Source organism: Enterobacter sp. BNK-18, from assembly GCF_047456135.1.
GTDB classification, from domain to species: domain Bacteria; phylum Pseudomonadota; class Gammaproteobacteria; order Enterobacterales; family Enterobacteriaceae; genus Enterobacter; species Enterobacter ludwigii.
Genome location: NZ_CP179899.1, coordinates 1120533 through 1133128 on the forward strand (window position 1 = coordinate 1120533; position 12596 = coordinate 1133128).

Here is a 12596-nt window from a genome sequence, read left to right on the forward strand (position 1 = left end):
AAGGTGATAACGCCTGTTTACTATCATTTGGACATCCATACTGCTAAACCGCCATGCGCGGGACGGATTACACATAAGAATGATTGTACTCAGCAATATTTCGAAGGTTTTTGACAACGGGAAGGTTGCACTCACTGCCGTTGATAACGTCAATTTGACGATAGAGCAGGGGCAGATATACGGCATTATCGGTTACAGCGGCGCGGGTAAAAGTACTCTTATTCGTTTGCTGAATGGACTGGAAAAACCCACTCGCGGCAGTGTGACCATCAACGGACAGGACATTTCTGCCGCAAAGGGCGAAGCACTGCGCCAGGCGCGTCTGAAGATCAGCATGGTCTTCCAGCACTTCAATCTGCTTTGGTCGCGCACGGTGAGTGAGAATATCGCGTTCTCAATGCAAATCGCCGGTGTGCCAAAAGCCAACATTAAGGCCCGCGTGGCCGAACTGGTCGATCTCGTTGGGCTGAAGGGACGCGAGAACGCCTATCCCTCGCAGCTGAGTGGCGGGCAAAAACAGCGTGTGGGGATTGCACGTGCATTGGCCAATAACCCCGACGTATTGCTTTGCGATGAAGCCACGTCAGCCCTCGATCCGCAGACCACCGATCAAATCCTCGATCTGCTGCTGGACATTAACCGCCGCTTCAGGCTGACCATTGTGCTGATCACGCACGAGATGCACGTGGTGCGCAAAATTTGCGACCGCGTGGCGGTGATGGAGAACGGCAAAGTGGTGGAGGAGGGGGAGGTGCTGAGCGTCTTTACCCGTCCGCAGCAGCCTATCACTCAGCAGTTTGTCCGCCAGGTGAGCCAGTATGCCGAGGAAGAGACGTTTAATACGGAGCTGGCAGCGGACCTTGAAGGTAGCGTCATCAGGTTGACCTTTACGGGCCACAGCACCCATAAGCCGATCGTGGGCGAGCTGACTCTGCGCTACGGCCTGCCGTTTAACATTCTGCACGGAAAAATGACCCAAACGGCCCACGGCGTATTTGGGCAACTCTGGGTACACGTCGTGGCATCGGATGAACAACTGAGCAATATCCTCGCCGACCTGAAGCACAGCGATATTGAAGGCGAGGTAATTAAACATGGCTGAGACGCTTTTTCCTCATCTGAAGTGGGAGCAACTCTGGGCGGCGACGCTGGAAACGCTGTACATGACTGCCCTTTCCGGCGTGGCAACCTTTGTTCTTGGGATCGTCCTTGGCCTGGCGCTGTTTTTAACCGCGCGCGGCGGGTTGTTCCACAACCGCGCGGTCTACAGCGTGATTTCAATTGTGGTGAACGTGTTTCGTTCTATCCCGTTCATCATTCTGATTGTGCTGTTGATCCCGTTCACGAAAACCCTTGTCGGCACCATTCTTGGCGCAAACGCGGCGCTGCCGGCTCTGATTGTCGGTGCGGCACCGTTCTACGCACGCCTGGTCGAAATTGCCCTGCGTGAAGTGGACAAGGGGGTTATTGAGGCCACGCGCTCAATGGGCGCACGACTGAGCACCCTGGTGTTTCGGGTTTTACTGCCGGAGTCATCCCCTGCACTGGTATCAGGTATTACGGTAACGCTGATTGCGCTGGTGAGTTACAGCGCCATGGCGGGGGTGATTGGCGCAGGCGGTTTGGGAAATCTGGCTTATCTGGAAGGATTCCAGCGCAACCATGGCGACGTCACGCTGGTGGCGACGGTGACCATTCTGATCATCGTTTTCATTATCCAGTTCTGCGGCGACGTCCTGACCTCACTGTTAGATAAACGATAATCTCTAATAACACACAGGAACCATCATCATGAAAAAAACACTGACACTGATCGCCGCAGCAACCCTGAGCGCCCTGAGCTTTGCCACCTGGGCTGATACCCTGACCGTGGGGGCATCCAACACGCCGCACGCCGAAATTCTGGAGCAGGCGAAGCCTATCCTGGCGAAGCAGGGTATCGATCTGGAGATCAAACCTTTCCAGGACTACATTCTGCCCAACACCGCGCTGGCGGGTCATGATATTGACGCTAACTATTTCCAGCATATTCCTTACCTGAACAGCGTGCTGAAAGATCACGCCGGTGATAAGGATTATGATTTTGTCAGCGCGGGCGCGATCCACATCGAGCCAATCGGGATCTACTCCAAAAAATACAAATCCCTGAAAGATCTGCCGCAGGGCGGCAAAATCATCATGCGTGATGCTGTATCTGAAGAGGGCCGTATTCTCTCTATCTTCGAAAAAGAGGGGGTGATCAAACTGAAGCCGGGCATCGACAAAGTGACCGCGCGTATCAGCGATATCGTGGAAAACCCGAAAAAACTGCAGTTCACGCCTAACGTGGAAGCCTCTCTGCTGCCACAGATGTACAACAACGACGAAGGTGACGCGGTCGTGATTAACGCCAACTACGCGATTGATGCGGGCCTTGATCCTGTACATGACCCGATTGCGGTAGAGAGTGGTGAAAATAACCCGTATGCCAACATCATTACCGTGCATCGTGGTGACGAGAAGAAGAAAGATATCGTCGCGCTGGTGAACGTTCTGCACTCCAAAGCGATTCAGGACTGGATCCGCACCAAATACAAAGGCGCAGTGATCCCGGTAAACAACTAATTTATTGATTTTACGAATGAAGCCCGGCGGGACTCTCGCCGGGCTTCTTTTTTGTATCCGGGCGATGAATCATTTAAGCTGAGAGTTTAGGGCAATGGAGTGATGACGATGGGTAATGTGACCAAAGACGAAGCGCTGTATCAGGAGATGTGTCGGGTGGTCGGGAAGGTCGTTCTGGAGATGCGTGATTTGGGGCAGGAGCCGAAGCATATTGTCATTGCGGGGGTGCTGCGTACGGCGCTGGCGAACCAGCGCGTAAAACGTAGCGAGTTAACCACCCAGGCGATGGAAACCGTGGTCAAAGCACTGGCCGGTTGAAGCGCCAGCGTTTCGCAAGCTGCTCAAGGGAGCAGCAGAGCAGGTAGTAGACCACACCCGTAAAGATAAAAATGGCTGCCGGGTAAATTTGCACCCGGTTGTTCACCTGGCCGGCCACCGTGGTGAGCTCAGGGACATTCACAATAAACGCCAGCGACGTATCCTTCAGCAGGCTGATAAAAATCCCCACCAGTGACGGCAGAATATTGCGCAGCGCCTGCGGCAGCAGCACGCGCGACAGCGTTTGCCGGGTACTGAAACCCTGAGACAGGGCGGCCTCGTACTGCCCTGACGGTAAGGCGCTGAGTCCGGCCAGTACTGAATGCATAACCGAAGCCGCGGTAAACCAGGCCAGGGCCAGCGTGACGGTGAGCGCCCCCGGGAGATCGCCGCCGGTGATGAGCGGCAGCAGATACCACATCCAGAAAATCACAAAGATTAACGGGATCCCGCGAATTAACTCCGCCCATACAAAGAGCGCCTTGCGCACAAGCCCCGTAAAACGCCAGGCCAGGCACGCGAGAGCAATTCCACCGGGCAGGGCGAGAGCCGCCGCGCCCAGCGCCATCAGCAACGAGAGCAAGACCCCGCCAGGCTCACCAACTGCCGCACGTCCCCAGAGCAGGTAATCCAGGTTATCGGTAATGACATTAAGTCCGGCAAGCATGGTTTCCCCTCCCTGAGATTGGGCCGAGGCGCACCAGCACCGTCCCCATCAGCATACCGGTAAGCAGGTACAGGACGGTGCCGACGGTAAACGCCTCCAGCGCATGGGCGTTGTAGCTTTCAATCTGTCTCACCTGATAGGTCAGTTCGGCAAAGCCAATGCCGCTGGCGAGCGATGAGAGTTTCATCAGATTGAGATACTGCCCGACAACGGGTTGCCAGGCGTTGGCCAGCCCCTGCGGCAGAAGGATGTAACGAAACAAGCGCCACGCGGAAAATCCTTGTGCGAGCGCCGCTTCCCGTTGCCCGGCAGGGACTGAACGTAGTCCCGATGCCACTTCCTCAATCAAGAAAGCCGAGGTGAATACGCCTAACCCCCATGCAGAGCATAAAAACTCGGGGGTAAACCACCAGACGTCACCGGGCAAAACGGACCAGCGGTGATCCGCATTCACGGCATCCCGGAACGCCTGTGGTAACCCGTTCCAGGCGGCAAAATACCAGAACAGCAGCTGCACCAGCAGCGGCGTATTGCGAAACAGCGACACCCAGCTACTGACGACCGCGTTCCCGACACGTCCACCCGTCAGGCGAAGAAGCAGAAAAAGCAGCGCGAGCAGGGTTGCCAGCAGCATCCCCGCGAGCGTCACCCACAGGGTGGTGAGAAATCCGGATACGATCCACTGCAGGGGCTGTCCGGTCAGCACGCCCTGCCAGTCAAGTGCGGGCATTAGAGATGCTCCTGATGCAGCGGGTTCAGGACTTTTTGCAGGAATCGCTGAGCGCGTGGGTGCGACGGTTGCCTGAAAAATTGCTCCGGTGGCGCGGTTTCAAGAACGTGCCCGGCGTCGATAAACACAATCCGGTCGGCAATTTCCCGGGCAAATTGCATCTCATGCGTCACCACAATCATGGTGATCCCGCTGTGCGCAAGCGCCTTCATCACGAACAGCACTTCGCCAATCATCTCCGGGTCAAGCGCGGAGGTTGGCTCATCGAACAGAATGATTTGCGGTGAAGAGGCCAGCGCGCGGGCAATCGCCACGCGCTGTTGCTGACCGCCGGAAAGTTCGGCAGGGAAATGGTGTGCTTTTTCCAGCATCCCCACTTTTTCCAGCAGTGCCAGCGCCCGCGCCTGAGCTGGCTGGGCCTTCCAGCCGTGAACATGCTCCAGCGCCAGCGTGATGTTTTGACTGGCGGTGAGGTGGGCGTAAAGATTGAACTGCTGAAACACAAACCCGACGCGGCTGCGCAACTGACGCAGCGCGGTACCGGAGAGCCGTCCGGTGGGCTTGTTATCGATCAGGATCTCGCCACCGCTCAGGGTTTCAAGCTGATTGATAAGCCGGATCAGGGTGGATTTACCGGAACCCGAAGGCCCGAGAATGGCCACCACTTCACCTGGCGTGATGGTGAGGTTAATGCCCTTTAAGACCTGATGGTTACCGTAATGTTTCTGCACATCGCGAAACTCGACGCTGGCGTGTTCCAGATGTGAAAAATCCGCGGCACCGGCCGCGGAGTGTGAAAAAAGCGCTGAGAGCATATTACTGAGCTTCTATTTTAAAGGCACGAGGCTGTGGGGAGGGGGTATCCGGACCGAACCAGACGTCATAGATTTTTACCGCCTGACCGTTCTTCTCAAGGTTAACAAGCTCGTCGTTGACGGCTTTCAGCAGTGCGGTTTCGCCTTTTTTTACCCCCACGCCAATCTCTTCTTTGCTGAGCAGATCGGGCAGGATTTTGAAGTTCGCCTTGTCCGGCGCCTGCGCCAGCAGACCGGCCAGAATCGTACTGTCCTGAGTGATAGCCTGCACGTTACCGTTGCGCAGGGCCGTCAGCGCCAGCGGAATATCGTCATAAGAGAGCACGCGGGCGTGCGGGAAACGCTGGTGCAGCGCCTGTTCACCCGTTGTGCCTTTTACCGCGCCAATGCGCGCCCGGCTATAGGCATCAAGCGTATCGGCAGCTTTTACCGGTACCAGGAACTGCTGGCCGGTCACGAAATAGGGAAGGGAGAAATCAACCACCTGCGCCCGTTCCGGGGTAATGGTGATATCTGCCACAATCAAATCCGCTTTACCGGACTGCAGGAGGGGAATGCGGTTAGCGGGGTTGGTGGCGACCAGTTCAAGCTTCACGCCAAGTGCACTGGCGAGCGCTCTGGCGAAATCGACGTCGTAGCCGACAATCTCATGGGTCTTTGCATCGATGGAGCCAAACGGCGGATTGGCATCAAAGGTGGCAACTTTGACCACGCCTGCGGCTTTAATATCCGCCAGTTGATCGGCCTGCACCTGCATCGAGAACAGACCGCCTGCCGCCAGTAAGCCCAGCACCAGTGTCCTTTTTTTAAACCCTTTCGTGTTTGCTGCCATAGTGATTGTTCATCCCGTTGTTTTTGTTTTACCCCGTTACGCTCCCATAAGCGAAAGCTCTCGCCAAATAAGAAATCGTTCTTTGCTATTAGCAAAAAAGCATTAGTGAACAAGGTGTTAATCGTGAGTAAAAGAATGGAGGGCTATTTGCAAATCCTGCACATCGACAGTGGATTTTGGTATTTCCCCTGTGCGGGTGTTGGGTGTTTAACTTAGGTCAAGTGAAGCGAGAGGGGGAAAGACGATGAAAAAGTGGATAAACACGTTACGGCGGTTTTTTGCGACCCGACCAGCGAATGCGGAGAACAGCGCGCAACGTGTTCTTGAGTCCGTACTGCCTGTCGCCAGCCTGTATGGCGTGGACGTTGCCAACATTGATCCGGAGTGGTTCCATGATAAAACGTCACGCTGAACTGCGCCGCACGCGCGAAATGTACTGGAATGAGCTGTGCGAAATTTTGTTCTGACAACGGTTAACTGCTAATGTTGGCAGGATGAATCTCCTGACCCGTTAACGGAATGAATAACACTCTTTTCAGGCGCACGGTTATTGTCTGGCTCCTGGCGTGCCTCATCAGCGGCGTTTTGCTCTATGCCGAACAGATCCGCCGCCAGTTCTGGGAACGCGATCGTGAGTTTTCGACACGCTATTCCACCCTTAGCGCCGTGCTGACGCAAAATGAATCTGTTTTGCCGTTACTCAACGGCGAGGAAGACCTCGCGGCCCTGCGCAAAAAATTCCCGCACATCCTCGCCCTTGAGAAAACTTCAGGCCGTGCGCTGAACGCTGCCCGTGTGGAATCGACCCGCGATTGTCAGTACTGGCTGTACAATCCCTGGCGTCAGATCCGCGTACTTATCGATCTTGCGCCGCTGCTCAGCACCCAACATACCTTTGATGCACTTGCCATTCGCTTCAATGACGCAGATAACGCGCCCCCTGCCGGGGCTTTCTGGCACTGGCAGCGGACCTTCACGCAACCCACACAACCTTTTACCCTTATGGCCACGGCAAAGCCGCACTGGCTGGCCGTCTCCTGGTGGGTATATCCGTTCCTGTTCTTCGGCTGGGCGGTGCTTATCGCCGCGGCCAGCCTGCTGCTCTGGCAACGGCGGCAGCGCCAGCACGCCGAACAGCGCGCACACTATTACCAGCATGCAAGGCTCAACACCCTGGGAGAGATCACCGCTGGGATCGTGCATGAAATTAACCAGCCGCTGACTGCCGTTCAGACCTGGATTCAGGGTGCTCAGCGCCAACAACAGCAGGCGAATCCGCAGGCCGTATCGCAGGCGCTGGCTGCCGCGCTGGTACAAACCCAGCGTATCAGCGCGCTCTTAACCCGCTTTCGCGAACATGTGGTTCAGGAAAAAGTCACCTTGCGCGACATCGACCTGAAACCGTGCTGGCAGCAGGTGGTCGATCTCCTTGAACATGAACGCCGCTCTGAGCATATCGCGGTGAGCCATGCGTTCGCGGTAGGTGCCACGCGGGTTCTGGCAGACAGACTCTGGCTTGAACAGGTGCTGCATAATCTGCTCAGTAATGCCATTCAGGCCCAGCAAGAGTGCGCGCAAGGGTGGGTGAAAATAACCAGCGAGAAACGGGAAAACTGGATTTATATCACACTCACCGATGGCGGACCTGGCTTTAGCCCGGAGGCCTTGCAGAACGCCTTTATGCCGTTTTACAGCGGACGGACGGAAGGAATAGGACTGGGAATGACGTTAACGGAGTCGTTGATGACGCGCATGAATGGATCAATCACGCTGGGCAATGCGCCCCAGGGCGGGGCGCAGGTCCGGTTACAACTGGCGAGTGGAGAGGTAAATACGCGTGGATAACACAGTCTGGCTGATTGATGACGATGAATCCATCCGTGATTCGCTGGCCTTCTTACTCTCGGGAATGGGCTGGCAGGTCAATGGGTTTGAAAGCGTGGACGCGTTTACGTCAGCGCACGGTGGGCGCGCGGCGCTCGTCGGCTGTCTGCTGCTGGATATGCGCATGCCGGGAAAAGGCGGGCTGACCTGGCTGGAGGAGGGCAAATGGCCCTGGCCGCTGTTGCCGGTTATCGTCATGACCGGACACGGTACCGTTGATGCCTGCCGCCGCGCCTTTCGCAATGGCGTCTTTGAGTTTTTCACCAAGCCGCTGGATGCCGATAAGCTCATTGAAACGGTGGGGCTCGCCTTCGAAGAGAGCCAGAGACGACTGACCCGCTGGCAGGAAACGTCGCGGATTAAAGCGCGTTTCGAACAACTGACGGCGCGTGAGCACGAGGTGCTGGCGGTGCTGATGGAAGGACGCAGCAATAAAGAGGTGGCCCTGCAGTTGAACCTCTCGCCCAGAACGGTTGAAGCGCACCGGGCCGCGGCGTTCGCCAAGCTTGGCGTGACCAGCCTGGTGCAGGCAATCCGCGATTACGACAAATTACAATCCGTATAACTACCAAGATAATTGCGTAATCAACCGAATTACGCTTCATCGCGCGTCTGAGTACGATCGAACGGTATTCAATCATTCGAGGACGTGCGATGAAAAAAGTAATGATGGCAGCCGCGCTTGTCGCCGGTAGCGTAAGCCTGACGGCACAGGCCGACGCATTGAACCAGAAAAATCTCTCCCTGGCGCAGGCCAACGCGCTGGCGACCTCCGCCATTCAGGCCTGCGTAGCGAAAAACTACCAGGTGACGGTCACCGTGGTGGACCGCGCCGGTGTGGTCAAAGCGGTGCAGCGTACCGACAATGCCGGGCCACACACGGTAAAAGCCAGCGAAATGAAAGCCTATACCGCGCTGAGTGCAAAAAATGCGTCAGGCAAGGTTATGGAAGCCGCGCAGAGCAATGCCGGCGCACAAAACATGCGTGATATTCCGGGCTTCCTGCTGCTGGCCGGTGGTCTGCCGGTGAAAGAGGGGGATGAGGTGATCGGCGCAATAGGGATCGGCGGTGCGCCGGGTGGTCATCTGGATGAAGCGTGCGCGCAGGCGGCGATTGACGGGCTGAAGAAATAATATAAAAAAGCACCGGGTTTTCCGGTGCTTTATCATCAGATCTTGCAGGCATCACCGCAGTCGTCATCGGCGATAATCGACTGCGCTTTTTTATCAGCGTCGTCGAGACGTTCCGCGTTACGCTCTTCAGCTTCATCCAGCCCGTTAAAGACCAAGTTTTCGAGATCAATTTCCATATGGCACCTGCTTTGTTCGGTTTTTGATACTGGCACAGTATAGGGCAAAAAGAACCGGCAATGTACCGCGCAGCACATAACGATAATCCCTGCCATACTCAGTGCTTTATCGCTGAGGAGAGCTCATGATTACACTGTGTAAAACCTGCGGTACCTCTTATGACGCAACGCCGGCGCGATGCCCTGTGTGCGAGGATGAACGCCAGTATGTTCCGGCCAGCGGCCAGGCGTGGAGTGATTTTGCGACGGTGACGGCCACACACAGCAATAAATGGCAGCAGCTTGAGCCGCAGCTGCTCAGTATCAAAACGGTGCCCGCTTTTGCCATCAACCAGCGCGCGCTGCTTCTGCGTACCCCCCACGGCAATATCCTTTGGGATTGCATTGCGAATCTCGACCCGGCAACCAGAACCATCATCACGGCGCTCGGTGGCATCAGCGCGATCGCGATTTCACATCCTCACTACTACACCACAATGCAGGAGTGGGCCGGGGCTTTCGATGCGCCGGTTTACCTGCACGCGAACGATCGCGAGTGGGTTATGCGCGACAGCCCGATGCTCCACTTCTGGCAGGGCGATACGCTGGACATTTTCCCCGCGGTAACGTTATTACGCCTCGGAGGACATTTCGCTGGCGGAACGGTGCTGCACTGGCAGGAGGGTGATGGTGTCTTACTGGCAGGTGATATTCTACAGGTCACGCCGGGCAAAGATGCCGTCTCGTTTATGTGGAGCTATCCGAATATGCTGCCGTTGCCCGCCCGCAGCGTCGAAGACGTGACCGGGCGGCTGGTGGGGAAAAAATTCGCTCGCCTGTACGGCGCTTTTGAAGGGCAAAATATCCTGGCGAATGCGGATGAGATTGTGCAGCGGTCGGGCCAGAAATATATTGCTTGTCTGAAGTAAAGTCCGGTGGGTAAACTTTACTTGTGTGATCCCGATCATACCTAAACTAAAACAGATAAAAGAGAAATTGCTATGCAACATATCATTGAAGGTTTTCTCAGCTTTCAAAAAGAGATTTTCCCGCAACGTAAAGAGCTCTTCCGCAGTTTAGCGTCCAGCCAGAATCCCAAAGCGCTGTTCATCTCATGCTCCGACAGCCGTCTGGTCCCAGAACTGGTCACTCAGCAAGAGCCAGGACAACTCTTTGTCATTCGTAATGCTGGCAACATCGTGCCACCGTTCGGCCCTGAGCCAGGCGGTGTCTCCGCAACGATTGAATACGCGGTTGTCGCGCTGGGCGTGACCGATATTGTTATCTGCGGCCACTCCAACTGTGGGGCGATGAAAGCCATTGCCGACAATGCGGACCTCGAACCTATGCCGGCGGTTTCTCACTGGTTACGCTATTCCGATGCGGCAAAAGCGGTGGTTGAGAAGAAAACCTGGGATAAGCCAATCGATAAAGTGAATGCGATGGTGCAGGAAAACGTGTTTGCGCAGCTGAGCAACATTAAGACTCACCCGTCAGTGGCGGTGGGCCTGCGCAACAACGCCATCCGTCTTCACGGCTGGGTGTATGACATTGAAAGCGGCAAAATTCTTGCACTGGATAAAGAGACGAAAACCTTTGTCTCTTTATCCGATAACCCGCAGGTTTACTTCGAGTAATCCCGCGTTGCAGGGCACGGATGCCCTGTCAGTCATCACTGTACGGTAATTTCCTTCTTGAACCCGATGCGGTTTTCTCTGCGGCTTTTGCCATCGCCTCTGCTATCTCTGCACATTCCGCCAGTCCCTGAACAAAAGGGTGATCGTGCATCAGCCACGGGATTGCGCCAAATGCAATGCGTCCGCGAAGCGTTTCCGGCGCTTTTAACGTGTAATCCTCGCCAATATCCGGGATCTCATCGCCCGTCGCCTGTAGCTGCTTGCGCAGCGTAGGGAAGGGCAGATCTTTTGTTTTAAGCGGCTTTTGCCCGCGGGCATCAATAAAGACGTCGAAACGGTAGGCCGTCTCTTTAGTGGCGATGACCGTCTGCGCGCTGCCAATATCCAGCGTGTAATCATCACCCAGCGCCACAACACTAATGATGCCGGCCTCACGAAGCGCGAGAAGCCTGCGAATGGACTGCGGGGGAATGGCGGCATAGTTGTCGATAAAGACGCGTGCCAGCCCGTTTTTAAAGCGTTCAGCGTCCTTTTCGGTAAGCTGAGGAACCATCTCCTGGACCACTTCATGCAGCCGAAGCACGGTGTAGCGCCAGGCCACCGTGCGCCGGTCACGTTTGTTCCGCTCGACCTCATTCAGGTTCTCTTCAGCCCAGGTAAACGGACCGTGCTGTTTTCGATCCTCAAACCACGCTTCGCGAAGGCTGTCCGCCGTCTGCATGCGCAGCGATATTTTCTCACACCAGGCCGGGTCGGCAAGTTCAAGCTCTTTCACCATAAGGGCGAAAATGCGGTCAAGCAGACCGTCTGATCCTTTGGCGATTTCGGCTTCGAGTACCGATTCGGTTAATACCGACAGCGGTTCGTACGGAATAGGACAGTAAAAATCGGCCTCTGGCAGAATCCCGGTCCTGGACATGAGTACAATTTTTAACGCTTCACTTCCTTTATCGAGGAGGAACGTGCCGTCGCGAAACTCACCGTGCTGCATGACCACGGCCATCGCCGCGTCCAGCCCGCTTAAGGATGTTCCCATAATACCGACGCGGCAGGGGCGGATGCGGGCATCCATCAACCCTGACCACGGGCTTGGGAAATACGCGCGCGTGGCTTCCTCTTCTTCTGGCCAGACATGCCCGGTGGCGATCACGGCGAGATCGAATTGTTCCGGAAACGGCGTGTCATTGACCGAAAGCGTCACGCCGGAGGAAGACGGGGCAACATCGGTGACGGTGGCAGACGTGTGGATCTCAACCTGAAATCCCCGCCTCTTAGCTTCCTGGACTATCGTCTGGAAACTGTCGCGAAAATACTCGCCCAGCAGAATACGGGGCAAAAACTGTCTGTCATGCAAGGTGGCTTTATCAACCTTAAAGCGCGCCAGATGGGCTTCACTCTGGCGCTTAAGCCAGTCGAGGTAGGTCATAAAAAGGGGCGGGATTTCAATGCTGGCAATGTTAGCCAGCATCAGGCGAGAGTTATCGTCGTCGTTGTAGGGCATTCCTACGCCAGCTTCGTCTGCCTGTTCAAAAACGGAGACAGAGAGCGGCGACGCGTTCTTAAGAAGAGAATAAAAGGTGTAAATCCCTGTAGGGCCGGAGCCGATAATGGCGATTTTCTTCATCGACAGTCTTCCTGTTTTTTTTCCATAAGAAAAGCGTAGCAGGAGAATAATGATGAAATTGGGGTATTAAGAAAAATCAGGCATTAAGAAGAGGATTTGCACCATTTCAGGACTGAAATGGTGCGTCCGAGTGGACTCGAACCACCGACCCCCACCATGTCAAGGTGGTGCTCTAACCAACTGAGCTACGGACGCA

The 12596-nt window shown here is 55.5% G+C and carries 16 protein-coding genes and 1 tRNA gene; 10 read left to right on the forward strand and 7 right to left on the reverse strand.

The window, feature by feature from the left end; all coding sequences use genetic code 11:
* Window positions 1-79: 79 nt before the first annotated feature.
* From ACMGG3_RS05365 to fumD, 4 genes are all read left to right on the forward strand, one after another.
* Window positions 80-1102 carry a methionine ABC transporter ATP-binding protein gene (locus tag ACMGG3_RS05365; RefSeq protein ID WP_020884357.1) on the forward strand — a complete coding sequence of 341 codons (1023 nt, stop codon included), beginning with the start codon at window positions 80-82 and terminating at the stop codon, window positions 1100-1102.
* Complete coding sequence (locus ACMGG3_RS05370) at window positions 1095-1763, forward strand: methionine ABC transporter permease (protein ID WP_025204366.1); 669 nt, start codon at window positions 1095-1097, stop codon at window positions 1761-1763. Before ACMGG3_RS05365 ends, ACMGG3_RS05370 begins: the two co-directional genes overlap by 8 nt.
* Before the next feature lie 28 nt (window positions 1764-1791).
* Entirely contained in the window at window positions 1792-2604 is an 813-nt protein-coding gene (locus tag ACMGG3_RS05375) for a MetQ/NlpA family ABC transporter substrate-binding protein (RefSeq protein ID WP_014169750.1), read from the forward strand.
* Between the two features lie 108 nt (window positions 2605-2712).
* Window positions 2713-2922: a fumarate hydratase FumD gene (gene fumD, locus ACMGG3_RS05380; protein ID WP_014831602.1), complete on the forward strand. Its 210-nt coding sequence runs from the start codon at window positions 2713-2715 to the stop codon at window positions 2920-2922.
* Here the strand turns inward: fumD and ACMGG3_RS05385 are convergent.
* From ACMGG3_RS05385 to ACMGG3_RS05400, 4 genes are read right to left on the reverse strand one after another with little or no spacing between them, the layout of a single operon-like run.
* The gene (locus ACMGG3_RS05385) at window positions 2903-3589 is read right to left on the reverse strand and encodes an amino acid ABC transporter permease (RefSeq protein ID WP_047357333.1); all 687 of its coding nucleotides are present in this window, start codon (window positions 3587-3589) and stop codon (window positions 2903-2905) included. The two genes, fumD and ACMGG3_RS05385, sit on opposite strands and share 20 nt — an antisense overlap.
* Window positions 3573-4319, reverse strand: coding sequence for an amino acid ABC transporter permease (locus tag ACMGG3_RS05390; RefSeq protein WP_025204365.1), 747 nt, complete (start codon window positions 4317-4319; stop codon window positions 3573-3575). Before ACMGG3_RS05390 ends, ACMGG3_RS05385 begins: the two co-directional genes overlap by 17 nt.
* Window positions 4319-5134 carry an amino acid ABC transporter ATP-binding protein gene (locus ACMGG3_RS05395; RefSeq protein WP_014169754.1) on the reverse strand — a complete coding sequence of 272 codons (816 nt, stop codon included), beginning with the start codon at window positions 5132-5134 and terminating at the stop codon, window positions 4319-4321. Before ACMGG3_RS05395 ends, ACMGG3_RS05390 begins: the two co-directional genes overlap by 1 nt.
* A 1-nt stretch (window position 5135) precedes the next feature.
* Entirely contained in the window at window positions 5136-5966 is an 831-nt protein-coding gene (locus ACMGG3_RS05400) for an ABC transporter substrate-binding protein (RefSeq protein ID WP_414149661.1), read from the reverse strand.
* Between the two features lie 244 nt (window positions 5967-6210).
* On the opposite strand from ACMGG3_RS05400, the gene ACMGG3_RS05405 reads away from it, so the two are divergent.
* From ACMGG3_RS05405 to ACMGG3_RS05420, 4 genes are all read left to right on the forward strand, one after another.
* Window positions 6211-6378, forward strand: a complete 168-nt coding sequence (locus tag ACMGG3_RS05405) for a hypothetical protein (protein ID WP_014169756.1) — start codon at window positions 6211-6213, stop codon at window positions 6376-6378.
* Window positions 6379-6485: 107 nt separating this feature from the next.
* Window positions 6486-7811 carry a sensor histidine kinase gene (locus tag ACMGG3_RS05410; protein ID WP_414149662.1) on the forward strand — a complete coding sequence of 442 codons (1326 nt, stop codon included), beginning with the start codon at window positions 6486-6488 and terminating at the stop codon, window positions 7809-7811.
* Window positions 7804-8415 carry a response regulator transcription factor gene (locus ACMGG3_RS05415; RefSeq protein ID WP_414149663.1) on the forward strand — a complete coding sequence of 204 codons (612 nt, stop codon included), beginning with the start codon at window positions 7804-7806 and terminating at the stop codon, window positions 8413-8415. The genes ACMGG3_RS05410 and ACMGG3_RS05415 overlap by 8 nt, the downstream gene beginning before the upstream one ends.
* Before the next feature lie 89 nt (window positions 8416-8504).
* Complete coding sequence (locus ACMGG3_RS05420; RefSeq protein ID WP_020884350.1) at window positions 8505-8984, forward strand: GlcG/HbpS family heme-binding protein; 480 nt, start codon at window positions 8505-8507, stop codon at window positions 8982-8984.
* Between the two features lie 35 nt (window positions 8985-9019).
* On the opposite strand, the gene ACMGG3_RS05425 is transcribed toward ACMGG3_RS05420, so the two are convergent.
* The gene (locus ACMGG3_RS05425; protein ID WP_020884349.1) at window positions 9020-9160 is read right to left on the reverse strand and encodes a hypothetical protein; all 141 of its coding nucleotides are present in this window, start codon (window positions 9158-9160) and stop codon (window positions 9020-9022) included.
* 125 nt (window positions 9161-9285) lie between these two features.
* Between ACMGG3_RS05425 and ACMGG3_RS05430 the strand changes: the two genes are divergently transcribed.
* Window positions 9286-10068: an MBL fold metallo-hydrolase gene (locus ACMGG3_RS05430; protein WP_025204360.1), complete on the forward strand. Its 783-nt coding sequence runs from the start codon at window positions 9286-9288 to the stop codon at window positions 10066-10068.
* Window positions 10069-10140: 72 nt separating this feature from the next.
* A complete protein-coding gene (locus ACMGG3_RS05435) occupies window positions 10141-10776 on the forward strand; it encodes a carbonic anhydrase (protein ID WP_014169762.1) in 636 nt (211 codons plus the stop codon).
* A 28-nt stretch (window positions 10777-10804) separates the two neighbouring features.
* Here ACMGG3_RS05435 and ACMGG3_RS05440 read toward each other — a convergent pair whose 3' ends face one another.
* Window positions 10805-12400 carry an FAD-NAD(P)-binding protein gene (locus tag ACMGG3_RS05440; RefSeq protein ID WP_414149664.1) on the reverse strand — a complete coding sequence of 532 codons (1596 nt, stop codon included), beginning with the start codon at window positions 12398-12400 and terminating at the stop codon, window positions 10805-10807.
* Between the two features lie 118 nt (window positions 12401-12518).
* Window positions 12519-12595: transfer RNA gene (locus tag ACMGG3_RS05445), tRNA-Val, on the reverse strand.
* Between the last annotated feature and the right edge of the window lies 1 nt (window position 12596).